This is a genomic window from Polaromonas aquatica (assembly GCF_042659145.1).
GTDB classification, from domain to species: domain Bacteria; phylum Pseudomonadota; class Gammaproteobacteria; order Burkholderiales; family Burkholderiaceae_C; genus Polaromonas; species Polaromonas aquatica.
This window is the reverse complement of record NZ_JBHSRS010000078.1, coordinates 83,971-102,789: the sequence shown is the minus strand read 5'-3', so window position 1 is coordinate 102,789 and position 18,819 is coordinate 83,971. Positions and strand designations below refer to the sequence as shown.

Sequence of the window (18,819 nt, the reverse complement as noted above, 5' to 3'; positions counted from 1 at the left end):
GTAAAACCTAGGCTCTACAGAGGTAAATGCAACTCCTGGCTTACTGAAATGAAGCTAACTACAGGCGACTTCGAATCGCACCACGCATGCAATCCTGCCCGTGGCAAACCCGAAGCTGCCCTATGACCCGGTCAGGGACTTTGCGTCCATAGGCCTGGTGGCGCGTGCGCCCAATGTGCTGGTGGTCAGCCCGGCCCTGCAGGTCAACACGGTGAAGGAACTGGTTGCGCTGGCCAAAAGCAGGCCCGGGCAGCTGAGCTTTGCCTCAAGCGGCAACGGAACCATCACCCACCTGGTAGCTGAACTGTTCAACAGCAGCGCCGGTGTGCAGGCCGTGCACGTGCCCTACAAGACAGGCGTGCAGGCGTTGACGGACGTGGTGTCGGGGCAGGTGGCATTCCAGTTCGACTCCATCGTCTGGACCTTGCCGCAGGTGCGTGCCGGCAAGCTCAAGGGCCTTGCCGTGACCGGCCTCACGCGTTCTGCGCTGGCACCCGACCTGCCCACCATGGCCGAGTCGGGCTTGCCTGGTTTTGAGGGCGTGACCTGGTTCGGCTTTGCCGTGCCCGCCGCCACGCCGAAGAACGTGGTGGCCAGGCTCAATGCCGAACTGAACCGGGCCTTGCAGTCCAGGGATGTACAGGACAGGATGGCCGCACAGGGTGCCGAGGCAGCGCCTGGAAGGCCGGAGGACATGACAAAACTGGTGCGGGAAGACACCGCCAAATGGGGGAAAGTGATTCGTGATGCAGGAGTCAAATTCGAATGAAAACATTTCGTGAACTGGTTGCAGGCGAGCGGCCACTGGTCTTGCCGGGCGCGCATGACGCGCTGTCGGCGCTGTTGATCAAACAGGCCGGTTTCAAGGCCTATTTCATAGGGGGTTTCCCGGTTGCCGGTGTGCGCTACGGCCTGCCCGACATCGGCCTGCTGGGCCTGCGCGAATTTGCGGATGCCTACCGCGACATCCTCAATGTGAGCGACCTGCCGGTACTGGTTGACGCCGACAACGGCTACGGAGACCACAAGAATGTGGTGCATGTGGTGCATTCGCTGGAACGCCTTGGCGCGCAGGCCCTGTTTTTTGAAGACCAGGTCAGTCCCAAACGCTGCGGTCATATTGCTGGCAAAACACTGGTGTCCACCGAAGAAATGGAAACCAAGCTGCGTGCGGCGGCCGGCGAGCGTTTGAACCGGGACACCTTCATCATTGCACGCACGGATGCCCGCGAGGTGGTGGGCATGGATGAAGCCCTGAGGCGCGGCGAGCGTTACCTGCGCGCGGGGGCCGACGGCCTGTTTATAGAAGCGCCGGTGTCCGTGGAGGAAATGGAACGGATTGGCCGGGCCTTCGACGTGCCCTTGCTGGCCAATATGCTGGAAGGCGGGCGTACGCCCATCCTCAAGCCTGCCGAACTGGAACAACTGGGCTTTCGCATCGTGATATATGGAACCTCGCTGTTGATGCGGATTGCCCGCAACATGCAGGAAACGCTGGAGGACATCCGCAGCGGGGAGATACGCCTGTCCGGGACGGGGGTGTCGTTTGAGGCATACAAAACCATCGTCGGAATGCCGGAGTGGTCGCGTATCGAAGACCAGTACCGCTAAATCGCTGCTTCTGCCATGGTTCGCGGCGTGGAACTGGCAGCCGCTGGCGCGCCGGCAGGCGGCGTGCCGGGTTTTTGCGCCAGCGGAAAAACTGATTTCCCCTGTCGAACTTGCTAGCCGGGGTCAAGGTGCGCACACTTGCGTCACCGAGACTTTACGGAAGAAACAAATGGCAAGCACGATTGGATGGATTGGCCTGGGTCGCATGGGCGAGGCAATGGTGAAACGGCTGCTCAAGGCCGGCCACAAGGTAAGCGTCTGGAACCGCACGGCCGCCAAGGCCGCGCCGCTGCTGGAATACGGCGCGACGATTGCGGGCAGCAAGCAGGAACTGGCGGCTTGCGATGTGGTTTTCACCATGGTCTCCACCACGGATGACCTTAAAGAGGTTCTGTTCGGCGAAGGCGGTCTGGTGGCCGGCAATACGCGGCCCAAGGTTGTGGTGGACAGTTCGTCGATTTCGCAGGAAGGTTCAGCAGAAATCCGTGCCCGCCTGGAGTCGCTGGGTGTGGACTACCTCTGCACGCCGGTGTCGGGCAATGCCAAGGTCGCCAAGGCCGGCAAGCTGCTGACGGTATCGTCCGGCCCGCGCGCCCTGTACGACAAGGTCGAGCCTTACCTGCAGGCCATGGCCCGCAAGGTCATGTGGGTGGGCGAGGGTGAACTGGCGCGTGTCTGGAAGATTGCGCACAACACCATGTTCGGCGTGATCATCCAGAACCTGTGCGAGATCACCGTGCTGGCTGAAAAAGCCGGTATCCCGCGCCATGTGTTCCTGGAAAGCATCAACGATTCGGTGCTGGGTTCCATGTACACAAAATACAAGACGCCCATGCTGACCAACCTGAGCTTTGACCAGGTCACCTTCACGCCCAAGCTCCTGCTCAAGGACATGGACCTTGGCATGGCGGCGGCCAAGGCTTACGGTGTGGCCATGCCATCGGCAGCGGCGACCCGTGAATCGGTTTCTCGCCTGGTGGGGCGCGGCCATGACAACATTGACTTTGCCGTGCTGCTGACGGAAACCGCCAAAGACGCGGGCCTTGAGATGAAGCCCGAGAACGTCAAGATGAGCGACGGACTGGAGAGCTAGGATATGGCCCCCACGTTCCCCACTGCGTGTGGTTCGCTGCCCCCCGGGGGGGCTGGCCTTGCTTGGGGCGGCCCGGCGCTGCGGCCGCATGCCGCGCATTTTTCGTAGCGATGAATATGCCACGCACCCTGATCAAAGGCGCGACCATCATCACGATGGACGCGCAGGGCGACTTGCCGCAAGGCGATATCCTGGTGACGGGCGACACGCTCACCGACATCGCGCCGTCCATCCATGCCGATGACGCGCAGGTGGTGGATGCCCGCGGCTGCATCATCATTCCGGGCCTCATCAATGCCCACATGCATACCTGGCAAACCGCCTTGCGCGGCCTGGCTGCCAACTGGACGCTGCTGGAGTATTTCCAGAAAATGCATGCGGGGCTGGCCACGGTGTTCGAGCCGCAGGACCTGCATGTCGCCACCCTGGTTGGCGCGCTGAACCAGCTCAATTGCGGCACAACCACGCTGGCCGACTGGTGCCACAACAACCCGACACCTGAACACAACGACGCGGCCATCAGCGGACTGCTGGAGTCGGGCATACGCGCAGCGTTTTTTCACGGTACGGCCAAGCCTGACCCGAAGCCAGGGCAGACGCCTTTCTGGGAAGTCCCGCATCCGCGCGCCGAAATTGAACGCCTGCTCAGGGCCTATCAGGGGCAGCCGCTGCTCAGCGTGCAGGCCGCCGTGCTGGGCCCGCACTACTCGACACTCGATGTGGCGCTGCACGACTTCGCCATGGCCAAAGACCTGGGGCTGATCGCCTCCCTGCACCAGGGTGGCGGGCCGGCCCGCACGCCTGACGGCTGGGAACAGCTTGAAGCCGCGGGCCTGCTGGGCGAACACATCAACATTGTTCATGGCCACGCACTGAGCGATGCGCAGCTCAAGCGCTTTTGCGACCTGGGCATGAGCTTTTCGGCTGCGGCTGAAAACGAAATGACCCAGGGCCATGGCCACCCGATTACCGGCCGCCTGCGGGCTTTTGGCAAGGCGCCTTCGCTGGGCGTGGACCTGGAAAGTGTCATCAGCGGCGACATGCTGACCCAGGCGCGTGTGGCGCTTGGCATGCAGCGCAGCCTGGACAACTTTGCCTTTCGCGAGGCGCACGGCGGCATCCCGCCCACATCGACCATCACGACGCGTGAAGCGCTCTCATGGGTGACGGTGGAGGGCGCGCGCATGCTCAAGCAGTCGCACCGCATAGGCTCGCTGGCGGCCGGCAAACAGGCCGACCTGGTTTTGATCCGTGCGACCGATCTCAACATGCAGCCGGTACACGATCCCATCAACAGCGTGGTCATGCAGACCTCGCTGGCCAACATCGACAGTGTGATGGTGGCGGGTCAGTGGAAAAAACGCCAGGGCCAACTGCTGGGCGTGGACCTGAAGCCTCATCTGGACGCGCTGCAGGCTTCGGGGAGAAAAATTACGAAAGCGATGATGCTATCAAAATAATAGCTGACTGCGCGCGTATTCAGGCGGCCAAGACCGGTTTTTATATTAAATACAGGAGACAAACCATGAAGCGCTTTCTTTTTGTTGCAGTCACCGCACTTGTTGCGGCCACAGCGTGGGCGCAGGCGCCTGCCGCCGGTCAGGACTACCCGAACAAGATCATCAAGATCATCGTGCCGTTTACGGCCGGCAGTGCCACCGACATCATGGCGCGCATCGTGGGCGAGCGGCTGGGCGCCAGCATGGGGCAGTCCATCGTTGTTGAAAATCGCCCGGGCGCAGGCGGCACTTTGGGCGCAGCGCAGGTTGCCAAGAGCGACCCCGATGGTTACACGCTGCTGGTGGTGTCCACCGGGCACGTGGTCAATCCCGCCTTGTACGGCAGCCTGCCTTACGACACCGTGGGCGACTTCGCCGGCATTTCCCCGCTGGCAGCCCTGCCGAGCGTGCTGGTGGTGGGCGCCGGCAGCCCGATCAAGTCGGTCAACGAGCTGATAGCTGCGGCCAAGGCCAAGCCGTCGCAACTGAACTATGCCTCGGCGGGTGTCGGCAGCGCGACCCATGTCAATGCCGAGAAGTTCCGTGCGGTGTCCGGCATACAGGTGACGCACATACCGTTCAAGGGCACGCCAGAGACAATTGTTGAAGTCAGCTCGGGCCGGGTGGACTTCATGTTCACCCCGGTGCTGGCCTCGATTCCCTCGATTCGCGACAACCGCATGCGCGCGCTTGCCGTCAGCACTGCCAAACGCTCCACGGCCCTGCCTGATGTGCCCACGGTAGCCGAGGCTGGTGTCCCGGGTTTTGTGTTTGATTTCTGGATAGGCCTGCTGGCACCTGCCAAAACACCGCGTCCCATCATCAACAAGCTGAACGCCGAAGTGCGCAAGGTCATGGCCCAGCCCGAAGTGATTGAAAGAATGGTCAAGCTGGGCGCCGAGCCCATGCCCATGACGCCTGAACGCTTTGATGCCTACATCAAGGAGGAATACACCACACTGGGCGCCATCATGAAGGCTGCACCGAAGTAATGGCCCCCACGCTCGTCACTTCGTGTACTTCGCTGCCCCCCGAGGGGGCTGGCCTTGCTTGGGGCGGCCCGGCGCTGCGGCCGATGACCCCCACGCTTGTCACTTCGTATACTGCGCTGCCCTCCGAGGGGGCCGCTGCGCCTGCGGCCTGGCAAAGCAAGTTCCGCGGCCCCGGCTTGAAGGGGTACAAGCTGCTCCACAGTCTTTTTACGATGGCTAAGGTGACTTGATGGCGGCTCGCAGAATTGACCTGAACTTGAATGGCCGTGCTTGTACCGTGCACGCCGAAGAAAACACGCCATTGCTTTATGTGCTGCGCAATGACTGCGACCTGAAAGGCACGCGCTTTGGCTGCGGTGCCAGCCAGTGCGGTTCTTGTCATGTGCTGCTCGATGGCGCATCTGTTCCTGCCTGCGACACGCCCTTGTGGGCGGCGGAAGGCAAGGTCGTGTGCACGGTGGAAGGCCTGGGCGATGGTGGTGCACTGCATCCCTTGCAGCAAGCCTTTATTGACGAGCAGGCCGCGCAGTGTGGTTATTGCCTGTCGGGCATCCTCATCAGCGCGGCTGCGCTATTGCAGCAGAACCCCAACCCCTCGGAAACCGAAGTGCGCCAGGCGCTGGACAAACACCTGTGCCGCTGCGGCTCGCATAACCGCATCGTGCGCGCCGTGCTGCGTGCTGCCGCCGTGATGGGAGTTGCCGCATGAGCCATGCGCCCGTCCTTCCAATGCCGCCAGTGCTGCCGGGCAGCCTGAACGCCAACCGCCGCCTGTCGCAATGGCTATCCATCCATGCCGACGGCACAGTGTCCGTGCGCACCGGCAAGGTCGAACTGGGCCAGGGCATCATCACTGCGCTGGCGCAAATTGTTTCCAGCGAGCTGGATGTTCCCGTGGCTCGCATACGCATGCAGGCGGCCAGTACCGCCGCCGGCCCGAACGAGGGCGTGACGGCGGGCAGCCTGTCGGTGCAGGATTCCGGCAGTGCCTTGCGTCAGGTCTGTGCCGAAGCGCGTGCGATTTACCTGCAGGCTGCGGCGGCGCGGCTGCAGCTTGCGTCTCGTGATCTGTCTGTTCTTGATGTGGTGGACGGCAGCATCCGTATCGCCGGCAAGGGTGAAGAAATTGCAAGTTACTGGGCTTTGGCGGACGATGCGTTGCTTGAGCGCGAAGCGACGGGGCTGGTAGCGCCAAAGGCCGCTGCCGGCCAGGTGCAGGCTGTGTTGCGGCTTGACATTCCCGACAAGGTCAGCGGTCGTCCACGTTTTATCCATGACATGACGCTGCCCGGCATGGTGTACGGCCGCGCCGTGCACCCGCCTTCACCCGGCGCGGTGCTGGTGGGTGTCGACCTGGCCGCCGTGCAGGCGCTTCCGGGTGTGCTTGCCGTGCTGCGTGACGGAAGTTTTCTGGGGGTGGTTGCCGATGACGAGTATCTTGTCGTGCGCGCCATGAACAAGCTGGCTGCAGTGGCGCAGTGGCGTGAAGCCGAGGCGTTGCCTGACATGAACGACATGCCGGCCTTTTTGTGCGCACAGCCGGTGGAGACCAGCGTGGTGGGTGAAAAACCGCCCGCTGCTGAAGCTGCAGTAGCGGCGCACAGTTTTCAGGCGGCCTACTCGCGCCCCTTCCTGGCCCATGCATCCATCGCGCCGTCCTGCGCCCTTGCGCTCTATGAACCGGCATCGCTTGAGGTCTGGACACACAGCCAGGGCATTTACAACCTGCGCGCCGACCTGGCACTGGTGCTTGACATGCCGGCGGACGGCATCACCATACGGCACGTTGAAGGCGCGGGCTCCTACGGCCACAACGGCGCCGACGATGTGGCCTGCGATGCCGCATTGTTGGCCCGGGCTGTGCCGGGCCGGCCGGTGAAACTGCAGTGGACACGTGAAGACGAGCTGGGCTGTTCACCTTTTGGCGCCGCAATGGCTGTGCAGCTGAAGGCAGGTGTGGATGCCGATGGCCGCATCACGAACTGGCAGCACGATGTCTGGTCCACCGGTCACAGCATGCGGCCGGGCCGCAGCAAGATACCGGTGCTACTGGCGGCCACCTCGCTTGAAAAACCGTTTGAAAAGCAGATCGCCATCAATATGCCGCTGGCCAACGGCGGCGGCGCCGAGCGCAATGCGGTGCCACTGTATGACTTTGCACAGTGGCGGGCGGTGAGCCACCGCACGCTGACGATGCCTATCCGCACATCCTCGCTGCGTTCCCTGGGCGCGCATTGCAATGTCTTTGCGATTGAATCCTTTCTGGATGAAATTGCTGCCAGCCTGGGCATTGACCCGCTGGAGTTTCGGTTGCGTCACCTGAGTGATTCAAGGGGACGGGCAGTACTTGAAGCCGCAGCGCAGATGGCTAACTGGTCCATACGCCAGACGACCGAGGGGCAGGGCATGGGCATTGCCTTTGCCAGGTACAAAAACACCGGTGCCTGGTGCGCCGTCGTGGCCTTGATTGATGCCGGTCATGAAATATGCGTCAAAAAACTGTGGATTGCGGTGGACGTTGGCCGTGTCGTCAATACCGATGGGGTGGTCAACCAGATCGAGGGCGGTGCCATCCAGACCGTCAGCTGGGTGCTCAAGGAACAGGTGCAGTTCGACCGTACCCGCATCCTCAGCAACAGCTGGGAAAGCTATCCCATCCTGCGGTTCTCGGAAGTACCTGCGGTTGAAGTGCAGGTCCTTGATCGCCCGGACCAGAAATCAATTGGCGCCGGCGAAGCCACACACGGCCCCGTGGCGGCAGCGATTGCCAATGCCGTGTTTGATGCGCTGGGTGTTCGTGTGCGCAACCTGCCTTTGAGCACAGGCAACATCACACAGGCCGCGCTGGCCGAATAGAAGCAACAATATTCCCGGAGCCGTTTCATGAAGCTGCGTGTCAATATATTCAACACCTCCAGCAACCTGCCGCTGCTGGCAGGTGTTGCCAAAGGTTTTTTTGCACAACGCGAGCTGACGATAGAAATACAAAACACGCCCAACTCGGACGAACAGCGCGCCGGGTTGGCCGATGGCAGTTTCGAGATTGCGCATGCCGCCGTGGACAACGCCGTCGCCATGATAGAAAGCGGCAAGGATGCGCTTATCGTCTCTGGCGGCGACGCCGGCATGAATGACTTCATGGTGCGGGCAGAGATCCATACCATGGCCGATCTGCGCGGTAAGCTGCTTGCCGTCGACGCGCCAAATACGGCGTATGCGCTGGCCGCAAAAAAAATCCTCAAGCTCAATGGCCTGCTGGAGAACCGCGATTACAAGGTCAAGCTGGCCGGTGGCACCGGGCCGCGATCGGCAGCGATGGTGGCCGACCCGCAACTGGCAGCCGGCATGGTCAACCCGCCGTTTTCCTTTTCAGTCCGCGAGAAAGGCCTGAAAAGCCTGGGTACCCAGTTCGACCTGCTTGGCCCCTACCAGGCGACCGGTGCATTTGTCATGCGCCAGTGGGCAAAAGCCAACGCCGGAGCCCTGGAAGGCTACCTGGCCGCCTATATCGAAGGGCAGCGCCACGTTATGAATCCAGCCAATCGCGGCGAGATGATCGCATTGCTGACCAGCAGCTTCAAACTTTCGCCGCAGGCGGCAGAGGGCACTTATGAGGCGCTGGTCAAGCCGGGTTCAGGCCTGGCCGTCGATGCACGTTTTAGCGATGAGGGCTTCAAAACCGCGCTTGCCATACGCGCCGAAATGGAAGGCATGTGGGGCGGCACGCCACCGGCGCCTGACAAGTACATAGACCTGTCGTATTACGGGCGCGCCATCAAGGCAGCCCACGCGCACTAGATTTACCCAAGGAGCTTTTTATGGACCAGCCCCAGCGCATTCCCTACATAGACCCGGCTTCCATCACCGACCCGGCGATGATGGCCGAGTTCCAGCGTGCCGCGCGTGAAGGCGCGCCGCGCCCCGAAAGCCACGCCATGCGGGCCCATGTGCCGGCCGTGTTCTGGTCCTTCACCAATGCATGGAACGACACCTTTGTCAACGGTGTCTGCGACCACGCCATCAAGGAGTTGTGCCGCCTGTATGTGTCGCAGGCGGTCAACTGCAACTACTGCGGTAACCAGCGCTCCGTCAAGGCGCAGGAGCAGGGCCTGCTTGAAGCCGATGTCAAGGACTTGCTGGACTTTGACAAATCGGCACGCTTCACGCTGCGCCAGAAAGCCGCGCTGCAACTTGCCGAGGCGATTACCTGGGGCCTGGAGCCCACCGATGAATTGTGGAATCGCCTGTACGAGAATTTTGAAACCGGCCAGATCGTGGAACTCGGCTTCTTTATCGGCCTGACCATGGGCCAGCAGCGCTGGAACCGCCTGATAGGCATGAAACACAGCCAGTTCATGGCCGGCACCTCGGGCGGGTTGGCCCCGGCTGCGGCATCCCTGAACGTCGCATGAAACACAAAATCCATTTCATGGGCGTAGGCAAGATGGGCCTGCCCATGGCCGGGCATTTTCTGGCAGCGGGGCATGCTGTCAGTGTCAGCGACCCGAGCCGGGAGCGTTTGCAGCTTGCCCGCGCGCAGGGGCTGGCCGTTGCTGAAGATGCCGCAACGGCCATAGGCGCCGCCGATGTGGTCTTCTCATCGTTGCCGAATGATGCCGCCTTGCGTGCGGTGTCTGGACAGGTGGCTGCATCGGCGCGCCATGGCGTGACTTTTGTGGACACCAGTACGGTGTCGCTACAGGCCTCCAGCCACGCCGCAGCGCAGTGTGCGGCTGCCGGCGTGGCATACCTGCGCACCACCGTGTCGGGCAACAACAAGATGGCAGAGGCCGCCCAGCTGACCGTGATGGCATCGGGCCCGCGTGCAAGTTATGACGCCTTGATGCCCTTGTTAGAACTGCTGGGCCCCAAGCAGTTTTACCTGGGTGAGGCAGAGCAGGCGCGGCTGATGAAGCTGGTCGTCAACCTGTTGATCGCCCAGACCAGCGCCATGCTGGCCGAGGGCCTGGCGCTGGGCCGCAAGGGCGGGCTGGACTGGCACGACATGTGGCAGGTGCTTGGTGCCAGTGCGGTTGGCTCGCCCATACTCAAAGCCAAATCGGTACAGCTCAGTGAGCGTGATTTCACGCCGACCTTTACCGTCGAGCAGATGATCAAGGACCTGGACCTGATCCTGGGTGCAGGCGAAACCAGCCACGTGCCCTTGCCGCAGACCGCCATGACACTGCAGCTCATGCATGCCGCCATAGCGCAGGGCGATGCGCTGGACGACTACGCGGCCATTATCAAGACGGTGGAGCGCAGCGCCGGTCTCAATACAGATCTACAGTAGAACCATGAAAAACTTTGTCTACAACGGCCAGCCCTCAAGAGTGGTGTTTGGTGCAGGCAGCCTGCAATACCTGGGCCGCGAAATTGAAGCCCTGGGCGCGAACAAGGCGTTGGTGCTCTCCACACCCGAACAGCGCGCGTCCGCGGAGATGATTGCAGATCTGCTGGGTTCGCGCGCCGCTGGTGTGTTTGACCGTGCCGTGATGCATGTGCCGATTGAAACCGCGCGTGAAGCCCGGGAGATAGCGCGCAAGCTGGGCGCCGACTGCGCGGTGGCGATTGGCGGCGGATCAACAACCGGACTGGGCAAGGCCATTGCACTGGACTCGGGCCTGCCGATACTGGCGATTCCCACCACCTACGCCGGGTCCGAGATGACGCCCATTTATGGCATCACCGAAGCCGGCATCAAAAAAACCGGCAAGGATGCCCGCGTCCTGCCGCGCACGGTGATTTACGACCCGGAACTGAGCCTCAGCCTGCCGGTCGGCATGAGCATCACCAGCGGCATCAATGCGATCGCCCATGCGGCCGAGGGTTTGTACGCCGTGGACGGTAATCCCATCATGGATCTGATGGCAAAAGAGGGCATGGCCGCCTTGGGACGCGCGCTGCCAGCTATCAAAAAAGTAGCAAACGACATGACGGCCAGAAGCGATGCGCTGTACGGCGCGTGGCTGTGCGGCACGGTGCTGGGCAATGTCGGCATGGCCCTGCACCACAAGCTGTGCCACACGCTGGGCGGCAGTTTTAATTTGCCGCACGCGGAAACCCACACCATCGTCCTGCCGCATGCACTGGCCTACAACGCGGCCGCCGCGCCTGAGGCCATGCTGGCCATTGCCGGGGCGCTTAATGCAAAGAGTGCCGCGCAGGCCGTGTTTGGCCTGGCGAAAGACAACGGCGCGCCGGTAGCGCTGCGTGACATAGGCATGAAGGAGTCCGACCTGGACAAGGCCTGCGATATTGCCATGCAAAACCAGTACCCGAATCCGCGTCCGCTGGAGCGTGCTGCGATACGGCAATTGCTGCAGGATGCGTTTGAAGGTGCACGCCCCGGGTCCTGAGAGGGCAGGGATGGCGGTCGCGATCCAGGGCGCTTAAATCCTGATCGGTTCAGGGGTATGCGGTGGACACTACACTCAAACCCTCCCTAATTGCCCCTGTATATCGTGATGGACCTGCTTATTCTGCTGATGCTGCTCGCCTTTGGCGTTTTTACGCTTAAAACGAGAGACCAGAACCGGCGCATCGCCTTGCTGGGAAGCCATCTAGGGCGCTACCAGATTGAAAAACTGATGGAAAGCCTGACCGAGGGTTACCTGCGGGCGCTGGGCGAGAGTGATGCAGAGCGCAGGGCACAGATATGGAACCTGCTGGGCACGACAGAGCTGGAGTTGTGCGCGCAGTTCAATCGCTTTGCTGCCGGGATTTCAGGTGTGGATGCAGCGGACGCGCGCGTGAGCAGGCTGCCTGTGTTTATCCCTTTTGTCGACAGGCTTTTCCCCGGTGCCACGTTTGACCTGCGCCAGGCCCTGGCCATCCACGCGCAGGGAATCGACCGGGCCGCGAAAAATGAGCTGAACCAGCCGCTCAAAAACAAGGCCTTCACGCTGTCGGCCGAGATGTTTTTGATGCAGCACACCTGCCACTGGTACTGCAGGTCCAAAACTGTCGCCTCTGCACGCATGCTGGCCAGGCACAAGACTTCGTATGAGCAGGTGCTGGCCTCCGTCAGCCCGGAGACGCGCCAGGCTTATTGCGCCCTGATCGGCCGTTGATCGGTCTTTGCACCTTTGGTGCGACGCGGCCCGTATCGGCCGTCTGTTTTTTTACCGGGGGTCTTCCCGGACTCCATGCCTGCAGCCTTGCCGGTTACAGGGCAAGGCCATAGGGGTGTCTGGTGGGTATTCAGCTTTCTCTTTAAGTGGTCTCTGGTTTTAACTGGCTTTTTCGCCATTCCGATACGGTGCAGCCGAACCTGCGCCTGAACCAGAAGGCAAATGCACTGGGGGAGGAAAAGCCCAGCAGCTCGGCCAACTCGGCCATGGAGCGATCACTGTCGCGAATTTGCCGCAAGGCAAACTCCGAACGGACCGCCTGCATCATCGAAGAAAACGTTTCCCCTTCAGCCTGCAGGTGACGGTGCAGGGTGCGCCTGTCCATGGACAGATGCTGCGCGACCTGGTCAGCTGTGCAGCGACTTCCCGGAAGCAGCGCAGCAACAAGCTGGCGTGCTGCGTCGGTAGTGTTGTTACGGCTGCGGGAAAGGGCCTGGTCCAGAAACCGGCGCGCATACGGGGCCATGCCGGTATTCAGCACCGGCAGGGGGGTGGCGAGATCCCGCGCCGCGCACACGATTCCATTAAAACTGCTGTTGAATTCCAGCTTCGGGCCAAAAAAAGCGAGATGGCTGCTTTTGTCCCGGGGCGGCCGGTGCGAGAAACAGACCCGTCTCGGCGTCCATGCCGGCCCAAGCAGCTCCTGCAATATGCGGTGCATCACCCCGACAGCCAGTTCCATCGATTGCCGGACCGAAGCTGAGGCTGCGCCTTCGATCAGGAAGTCCTCGCGGATGATCACCACGTCATCGTGGTCCTCGATGTGCGTCAGCAGTGATGCATTCAGCAGGCGTAAATAACGGAACATTGTGTCCAGCGCCTGTCGCGCCGTGGGCTCCTCGCGCAACACGATGCTGATCGGCCCCAGGTTGGCCAAACGCCTGCCGTGCGCAAGCTGCAAGCCGAAGTCCTCCACGTTGGCGGCTTTGGCGCTGGATTCGAGGAGTTCCCGCACGGCGATCACGCTGATCGGCATTTCCGGGTCATCCAGGCAGCGCGAACTCAGTCCAGCCCTGCGCATCATGGCCTCGGGATTGAGCTTCAGCGAACGTGCCAGCTCCATGTAACCGCTAAGACTGGCGCTTCGAATAACGGGTATCGCGTGTGGCACGGATATGTCCCAAATAAGACAAACAATGTCCCAAAATATAAATCAAAACCCAGGTGCCGTATATATAGTCAATTTCCAGAGCGGCATCAAAAAAGCATTTCGCCGCCATAAACCGAGACAACAGGAGCCCCTGATGAAAAAGCAAACCCGCATACTGCCGCAACTGCTGCTGGCAATCCTGAGCATGATGGCCACTCCGGTGGTTATGGCCTGGACAGACAAACCCGTGAAGATGATCGTGCCTGCCCCACCTGGCGGCACCATGGACGTCGTCGCCCGCATCCTTGCCGAGCAAATTTCGGCCGACATCGGCCAACCCGTGATCATTGACAACAAACCGGGGGCAGGCGGTGGGATTGCGGTGCATGCCCTGATGGCCGCACCCGCCGACGGCCAGACCATCATGGTCACCGCTAGCAATGTCCTGACCGAAATCCCGCTGGTGATGAAAGCCGGTTTCGACCCGCTCAAGGACGTGAAGCCCGTGGCAAGCGTGACACGCTCAACCATGGTGTTGGTGGGCAGTCCTTCCGTTCCCGCGCAGGACCTCAAGGGCCTGATTGCTTATGTCAAGGCAAACCCGGGCAAGCTGAGTTTTGCGTCTTACAGCACAGGCACCAGTTCCCAGTACGCCGGCATGATCTTCAACCAGAAAGCCGGTCTGGACCTGCAGCATGTGCCCTTTCCCGGCTCTCCGCCCGCACTGGTCCAGGTCATGGCTGGCCAGATCCCCGTCATGTTTGACGGAATCGCGACCTCACTGCCCCAGATCAAGGGTGGCAAGCTAAAGATCTTTGGTGTGGCCAGCAAGACCCGCCTGGCCCAGTTGCCCGATGTGCCAACCATGGCCGAACAGGGCTTTCCCGACATTGATTTCAACAACTGGGTGGGCACCGTCGTTGCGTCTGGCGTTCCGGCCGCGATGGTGGACAAGATCAATGCCGCCACGCTCAAGGCAGCCTCCGCGCCAAAGGTGAAAGAGCGCCTGGCAGCGGTCGGCTTTGAGCCCGACACCAGCCTCACGGCGGGTCAACTCGCACAGTCGGTCAAGGCCGAGTACGACCGCAACGCGGCCATCGTGAAAACCTTCAACATCAAGCTGAACCAGTAAGCATCCAACCGATCCATAGCGAGGAGACATTTATGGCTTCGACAACTGCTACCCGTATCAAGGTAGAACCGCTGACCTGCGCTATTGGTGCCGAGCTGATTGGCGCGAACCTCGGTGATGCATCCCGGGACGACAGCCTGTTCGCCGAGATCAAGGCGCTGTTCCTGAAACACAAGGTGCTTTTCCTGCGGGACCAGGACATCACGCGGGCCGAACATGTGGCTTTCGCCCGGCGTTTTGGTGAACTGGAAACCCACCCGGTGCTGGGCAGCGACCCCGATAACCCGGGGCTGGTGCAGATATATAAATCGCCTGACGCCCCCGTGGACCGCTACGAAAACGCCTGGCACTCGGATGGCACATGGCGTGAAAAGCCGTCCATGGGTTGTGTACTGCGCTGTGTGGAATGCCCGCCCGTGGGTGGCGACACGATGTGGGCCAATATGGTGCTCGCCTACGAGAACCTGCCGGCGCACATAAAAACGCAGATCGCCTCGCTGCGGGCCCGGCACAGCATCGAAGCCAGCTTTGGTGCTGTCATGCCCCTGGAAAAGCGCCTGGCACTGAAGGCACAGTTTCCGGACGCCGAGCACCCGGTGGTGCGCACACACCCCGAAACCGGGGAAAAAGCACTGTTTGTGAACGGGTTCACCACCCATTTCACGAACTTCCATACACCTGCCAATGTGCGTTTTGGACAGGACGCAGTACCCGGAGCTGCCGACCTGCTGCGCTACCTTATCACGCAGGCCTACATTCCCGAGTACCAGGTTCGCTGGCGCTGGAAACCCAATACCGTGGCGATCTGGGATAACCGCGTTACCCAGCACTATGCGGTGATGGACTACCCGCCCTGCCACCGCAAGATGGAACGCGCCGGCATCATGGGCGATACGCCTTTCTAGATTTCCTCAACCGGACAGCAGCCTGTCAATGCATGCATGGGCATGCATCTCCACACGCCTCTCCACGACTTCAGTCACCCAATTAAAGGACATACCATGAACTTTCTCGACGGCTCCCTCATTCCCGAAAACCAGGACAAGCTGGTCATCACGGCCGCGCCTTACGGACCCGAGTGGATTCCCTCGGACTTCCCTTCAGACATTGCCGTCACCATGGAAGAGCAGATCCAGAAAGCGGTGGACTGCTACAACGCCGGCGCTTCCGTTCTGCACCTGCATGTGCGTGAACTCGACGGCAAGGGCAGCAAGCGCCTGTCCAAGTTCAATGAGCTGATTGCCGGTGTCCGCAAGGCCGTGCCCGACATGGTGATACAGGTCGGCGGCTCCATATCGTTCGCGCCGGAAAGCGACGGTGCCGCCGCAAAATGGCTGTCGGACGACACACGCCACATGCTGGCCGAACTCGACCCCAAGCCAGACCAGGTGACGGTGACGGTGAACACCACGCAGATGAACATCTTCGAGCACATGGATACAGGGGATTACGCAGGCACCTCGCTGGCCGACCCCGCGACGCATGAGGCCTACCGCGAGATGATTGTGCCTTCCGGCCCCGGCTGGGTTGAAGAGCACATCCGCCGTTTGAGTGCCGCAGGCATACAGAGCGCCTTCCAGTTCTACAACATCAACAGCTTTGAAACCGTGGAGCGCATGCTCCGGCGGGGCGTGTACAAGGGCCCGCTGGTCATGAACTGGGTCGCGATCAGCGGCGGCATGGATGCGCCCAACATCTACAACATGGCCAACTTCCTGCGCGCCATTCCCGACGGCTCCATGCTGACGGTGGAAAGCTCCATGCGCAATGTACTGCCTATCAACCTGATGGGCATGGCCCTGGGCCAGCATGTGCGCTGCGGCATTGAAGACAACCTGTGGACGCAGGACCGCAAGGCCAAGATGAGCACCGTGCAGCAGATCGAACAGCTGGTGCGCATCGCCCGCGAAATCGGGCGCGAGGTGGCGGATGGCAAGGAGGCACGGCGCATCTGCAAGATCGGCGTGTTCTACGACACCGTCGAAGAGACACTGGCCAAAAACGGCTTTGCGCCCAACCCCAAGGCAGGGCACCAGGGTTATCTGCGCAAGGCGGCATGACCCATGGCCAAGGCAATACGTTTTTACGAAACCGGCGGACCGGAAGTCCTCAAGCTTGAAACCGTAGCGGTTGGCGAGCCGGGACCCGGCCAGGCGCGCGTACGCCACACCGGGATTGCGGTCAATTTCATTGACATCTACTTTCGCACCGGACGCTACCCTGCGCAATTGCCCAGCGGCCTGGGCTCGGACGCGGTAGGCGTGGTCGAGGCAGTAGGCCCCGGCGTGACAGATATTGCAGCAGGCGACCGTGTCGGCTACCTGATCGGCCCGCAGGGTGCGTATTCGGATGTGCGTGTCATGCCGGCGGAAGTGCTCATCAAGCTGCCAGACGGTGTGTCCGACAGCACCGCCGCAACGCTCATGATGAAGGGCATGACGGCGCAGTACCTGTTTCGCCAGGTGTTCCCGCTCAAGGGCGGGGAAACCATCCTCTATCACGCAGCGGCGGGCGGCGTGGGCTTGATCGCCTGCCAGTGGGCAAAGGCCATCGGTGTGACCATGATAGGAACCGTCAGCACGGATGAAAAGGCCGCCATTGCCAAAGCCAACGGCTGTACCCACACCATCGTCACCTCGCGCGAGAACATCGCGGAGCGCGTCAGGGAGATCACCGGCGGCAAGGGCGTGCCCGTGGTGTTTGACTCGGTGGGCAAGGACACGCTGGAAGCGTCCCTGAACTGCCTGCAACCGCGGGGTGCACTGGTGAGCAACGGCACCTCGTCCGGCCCTGTGGTGATAGACACCATGCTGCTCGCGGCCAAGGGTTCGCTGTGGGTGACGCGCCCGGCCATGATGCACTACATCATGCCGCGCGCCCACATGCTGGAGATGGCTGACGAGGTGTTCGGCATGGTGCTGGAGGGCAAGATCAAAAGCGAGGCTTCACAGACCTTCCCGCTCGAAGCCGCGGCCGACGCGCACCGTGCGCTCGAGTCGCGCAAGACGGTGGGCGCTACGGTCCTGCTGCCCTGAGCCAGGCCTTGAGGTATTCGGCCCGTGGCTACTTCGCCTTGCCCGGGTCCTTCACTCCTTTTTGAACGTCGAATTCAACGTTGTAATACTTGCCGTTGATTTTCTCGACCTTGCGGATGTACACATCCTGCACGATGTCGCGGGTTTGCACGTCGATGTACATCTGGCCGCGCGGGCTTTCAAAAATCTGGCCCTTCATGCCCGCCATCAGTGCATCACCGCCGCCTGCGCCCTTGGTGGACTTGAGCGCTTCATAAATCACGCGCATGCCGTCGTAGCCGCCCACGGCCATGAAGTTGGGGCGCATGCCCTTGTTGGCGCTCTCGAAGGCCTCGACGAACTTTTTATTCATGGCCGAAGGGTGTGCGGCGGAGTACTGGTGTGAGGTCACCACGCCCAGGGCCGCATCGCCCATGTCATTGATGATGTCGTCTTCCGTGATGCCGCCATCGCCGATCAGGCGTATGCCGGCCTTGTCCAGTCCGCGTTCAAGGAATTGCTTGAGCAACTGGGACCCTGCGCCGGAAGGCAGGAACACAAACAGCGCATCAGGTTTCAAATCACGCACCTTTTGTAGGAAGGGCGCGAAGTCGGGATTGCGCAGCGGCACGCGCAGCTCCGCCAGCATCTGGCCGCCGTTGGCGCTAAAACGTTCCTTGAAGGTTTTTTCAGAATCTATGCCGGGGCCGTAGTCGGTCACCAGGCTGACCACCTTTTTGATACCGTTTTTTGGTGCCCAGTCGGCCAGCGGTGCGGTGGTTTGCGGCAGCGTGTTGCTGGTGCGGACGACGTAGGGCGAAGCTTCGGTGATGCTGGAGGTGCCGGCGGCCATCACGACCATGGGTGTTTTTGACTGGGTTGCGAGCGGCGCGGTGGCAAAGGCCAGCGGTGTCAGGCCAAAGCCGGCCAGAACTTCGACCTTCTCGGTTGAAATCAACTCCTGTGCCAGGCGCTTGTGGACGTCCGGTGCGCCTGTGTCGTCCCTGAGTATGAGCTCTATCTTTCTGCCGGCGACCATGCTGCCGTTCTGCGCCATATAGAGGCGCACCCCGGCTTCAACCTGGCGCCCGGTGGAAGCAAACGGCCCGGTCAGGGGCAGCAGCAGTCCTACCTTGAAAGGTTTGTTTTGCGCCAGGGCAGGGCCGCTTTTTAATGCCAGGGCTGAAAGGCCGGCGAGCGCGGCGAAAGAGGTGAATTGACGGCGTTGCATGTTGTCTCCTTGGTTTTTGATGAA

At 61.4% G+C, this 18,819-nt stretch carries 18 protein-coding genes; 16 read left to right on the top strand and 2 right to left on the bottom strand.

The window, feature by feature from the left end:
• Nucleotides 1-91: 91 nt before the first annotated feature.
• The 12 genes from ACFQND_RS15125 (at nt 92) to ACFQND_RS15070 (ending at nt 12,268) form a co-directional block, all read left to right on the top strand.
• Nucleotides 92-769, top strand: coding sequence for a tripartite tricarboxylate transporter substrate-binding protein (locus ACFQND_RS15125; RefSeq protein ID WP_377414041.1), 678 nt, complete (start codon nt 92-94; stop codon nt 767-769).
• Nucleotides 766-1,611, top strand: coding sequence for an isocitrate lyase/PEP mutase family protein (locus tag ACFQND_RS15120; RefSeq protein WP_371436727.1), 846 nt, complete (start codon nt 766-768; stop codon nt 1,609-1,611). Before ACFQND_RS15125 ends, ACFQND_RS15120 begins: the two co-directional genes overlap by 4 nt.
• A gap of 169 nt (nt 1,612-1,780) precedes the next feature.
• The gene (locus ACFQND_RS15115; protein ID WP_371436726.1) at nt 1,781-2,704 is read left to right on the top strand and encodes an NAD(P)-dependent oxidoreductase; all 924 of its coding nucleotides are present in this window, start codon (nt 1,781-1,783) and stop codon (nt 2,702-2,704) included.
• Between the two features lie 116 nt (nt 2,705-2,820).
• Nucleotides 2,821-4,164 (top strand): amidohydrolase family protein, encoded by a 1,344-nt coding sequence (locus ACFQND_RS15110; RefSeq protein WP_371436725.1) that lies wholly within the window; start codon nt 2,821-2,823, stop codon nt 4,162-4,164.
• A 65-nt stretch (nt 4,165-4,229) separates the two neighbouring features.
• Nucleotides 4,230-5,195, top strand: coding sequence for a tripartite tricarboxylate transporter substrate binding protein (locus ACFQND_RS15105; protein WP_371436724.1), 966 nt, complete (start codon nt 4,230-4,232; stop codon nt 5,193-5,195).
• A gap of 229 nt (nt 5,196-5,424) precedes the next feature.
• The gene (locus ACFQND_RS15100; RefSeq protein WP_371436723.1) at nt 5,425-5,904 is read left to right on the top strand and encodes a (2Fe-2S)-binding protein; all 480 of its coding nucleotides are present in this window, start codon (nt 5,425-5,427) and stop codon (nt 5,902-5,904) included.
• On the top strand, nt 5,901-8,051 hold the full coding sequence (locus ACFQND_RS15095) for a xanthine dehydrogenase family protein molybdopterin-binding subunit (protein WP_371436722.1): 2,151 nt from the start codon (nt 5,901-5,903) through the stop codon (nt 8,049-8,051). Before ACFQND_RS15100 ends, ACFQND_RS15095 begins: the two co-directional genes overlap by 4 nt.
• Before the next feature lie 27 nt (nt 8,052-8,078).
• Nucleotides 8,079-8,993 carry an ABC transporter substrate-binding protein gene (locus ACFQND_RS15090; protein ID WP_371436721.1) on the top strand — a complete coding sequence of 305 codons (915 nt, stop codon included), beginning with the start codon at nt 8,079-8,081 and terminating at the stop codon, nt 8,991-8,993.
• A 20-nt stretch (nt 8,994-9,013) separates the two neighbouring features.
• A complete protein-coding gene (locus ACFQND_RS15085) occupies nt 9,014-9,607 on the top strand; it encodes a carboxymuconolactone decarboxylase family protein (RefSeq protein WP_371436720.1) in 594 nt (197 codons plus the stop codon).
• Nucleotides 9,604-10,488, top strand: coding sequence for an NAD(P)-dependent oxidoreductase (locus tag ACFQND_RS15080; protein ID WP_371436719.1), 885 nt, complete (start codon nt 9,604-9,606; stop codon nt 10,486-10,488). The genes ACFQND_RS15085 and ACFQND_RS15080 overlap by 4 nt, the downstream gene beginning before the upstream one ends.
• Before the next feature lie 4 nt (nt 10,489-10,492).
• Nucleotides 10,493-11,554 (top strand): maleylacetate reductase, encoded by a 1,062-nt coding sequence (locus ACFQND_RS15075; RefSeq protein WP_371436718.1) that lies wholly within the window; start codon nt 10,493-10,495, stop codon nt 11,552-11,554.
• Between the two features lie 108 nt (nt 11,555-11,662).
• Nucleotides 11,663-12,268 carry a hypothetical protein gene (locus tag ACFQND_RS15070; RefSeq protein WP_371436717.1) on the top strand — a complete coding sequence of 202 codons (606 nt, stop codon included), beginning with the start codon at nt 11,663-11,665 and terminating at the stop codon, nt 12,266-12,268.
• 142 nt (nt 12,269-12,410) lie between these two features.
• Here ACFQND_RS15070 and ACFQND_RS15065 read toward each other — a convergent pair whose 3' ends face one another.
• Nucleotides 12,411-13,439 (bottom strand): AraC family transcriptional regulator, encoded by a 1,029-nt coding sequence (locus tag ACFQND_RS15065; RefSeq protein ID WP_371436716.1) that lies wholly within the window; start codon nt 13,437-13,439, stop codon nt 12,411-12,413.
• A 133-nt stretch (nt 13,440-13,572) separates the two neighbouring features.
• Between ACFQND_RS15065 and ACFQND_RS15060 the strand changes: the two genes are divergently transcribed.
• The 4 genes from ACFQND_RS15060 (at nt 13,573) to ACFQND_RS15045 (ending at nt 17,585) form a co-directional block, all read left to right on the top strand.
• Nucleotides 13,573-14,550 carry a Bug family tripartite tricarboxylate transporter substrate binding protein gene (locus ACFQND_RS15060; protein WP_371436715.1) on the top strand — a complete coding sequence of 326 codons (978 nt, stop codon included), beginning with the start codon at nt 13,573-13,575 and terminating at the stop codon, nt 14,548-14,550.
• 56 nt (nt 14,551-14,606) lie between these two features.
• Complete coding sequence (locus ACFQND_RS15055) at nt 14,607-15,455, top strand: TauD/TfdA dioxygenase family protein (protein WP_371436740.1); 849 nt, start codon at nt 14,607-14,609, stop codon at nt 15,453-15,455.
• A gap of 96 nt (nt 15,456-15,551) precedes the next feature.
• Nucleotides 15,552-16,610, top strand: coding sequence for a BKACE family enzyme (locus tag ACFQND_RS15050; protein ID WP_371436714.1), 1,059 nt, complete (start codon nt 15,552-15,554; stop codon nt 16,608-16,610).
• Nucleotides 16,611-16,613: 3 nt separating this feature from the next.
• Nucleotides 16,614-17,585, top strand: a complete 972-nt coding sequence (locus tag ACFQND_RS15045; protein WP_371436713.1) for a quinone oxidoreductase family protein — start codon at nt 16,614-16,616, stop codon at nt 17,583-17,585.
• 28 nt (nt 17,586-17,613) lie between these two features.
• On the opposite strand, the gene ACFQND_RS15040 is transcribed toward ACFQND_RS15045, so the two are convergent.
• Entirely contained in the window at nt 17,614-18,795 is a 1,182-nt protein-coding gene (locus ACFQND_RS15040; RefSeq protein ID WP_371436712.1) for an ABC transporter substrate-binding protein, read from the bottom strand.
• Nucleotides 18,796-18,819: the final 24 nt, after the last annotated feature.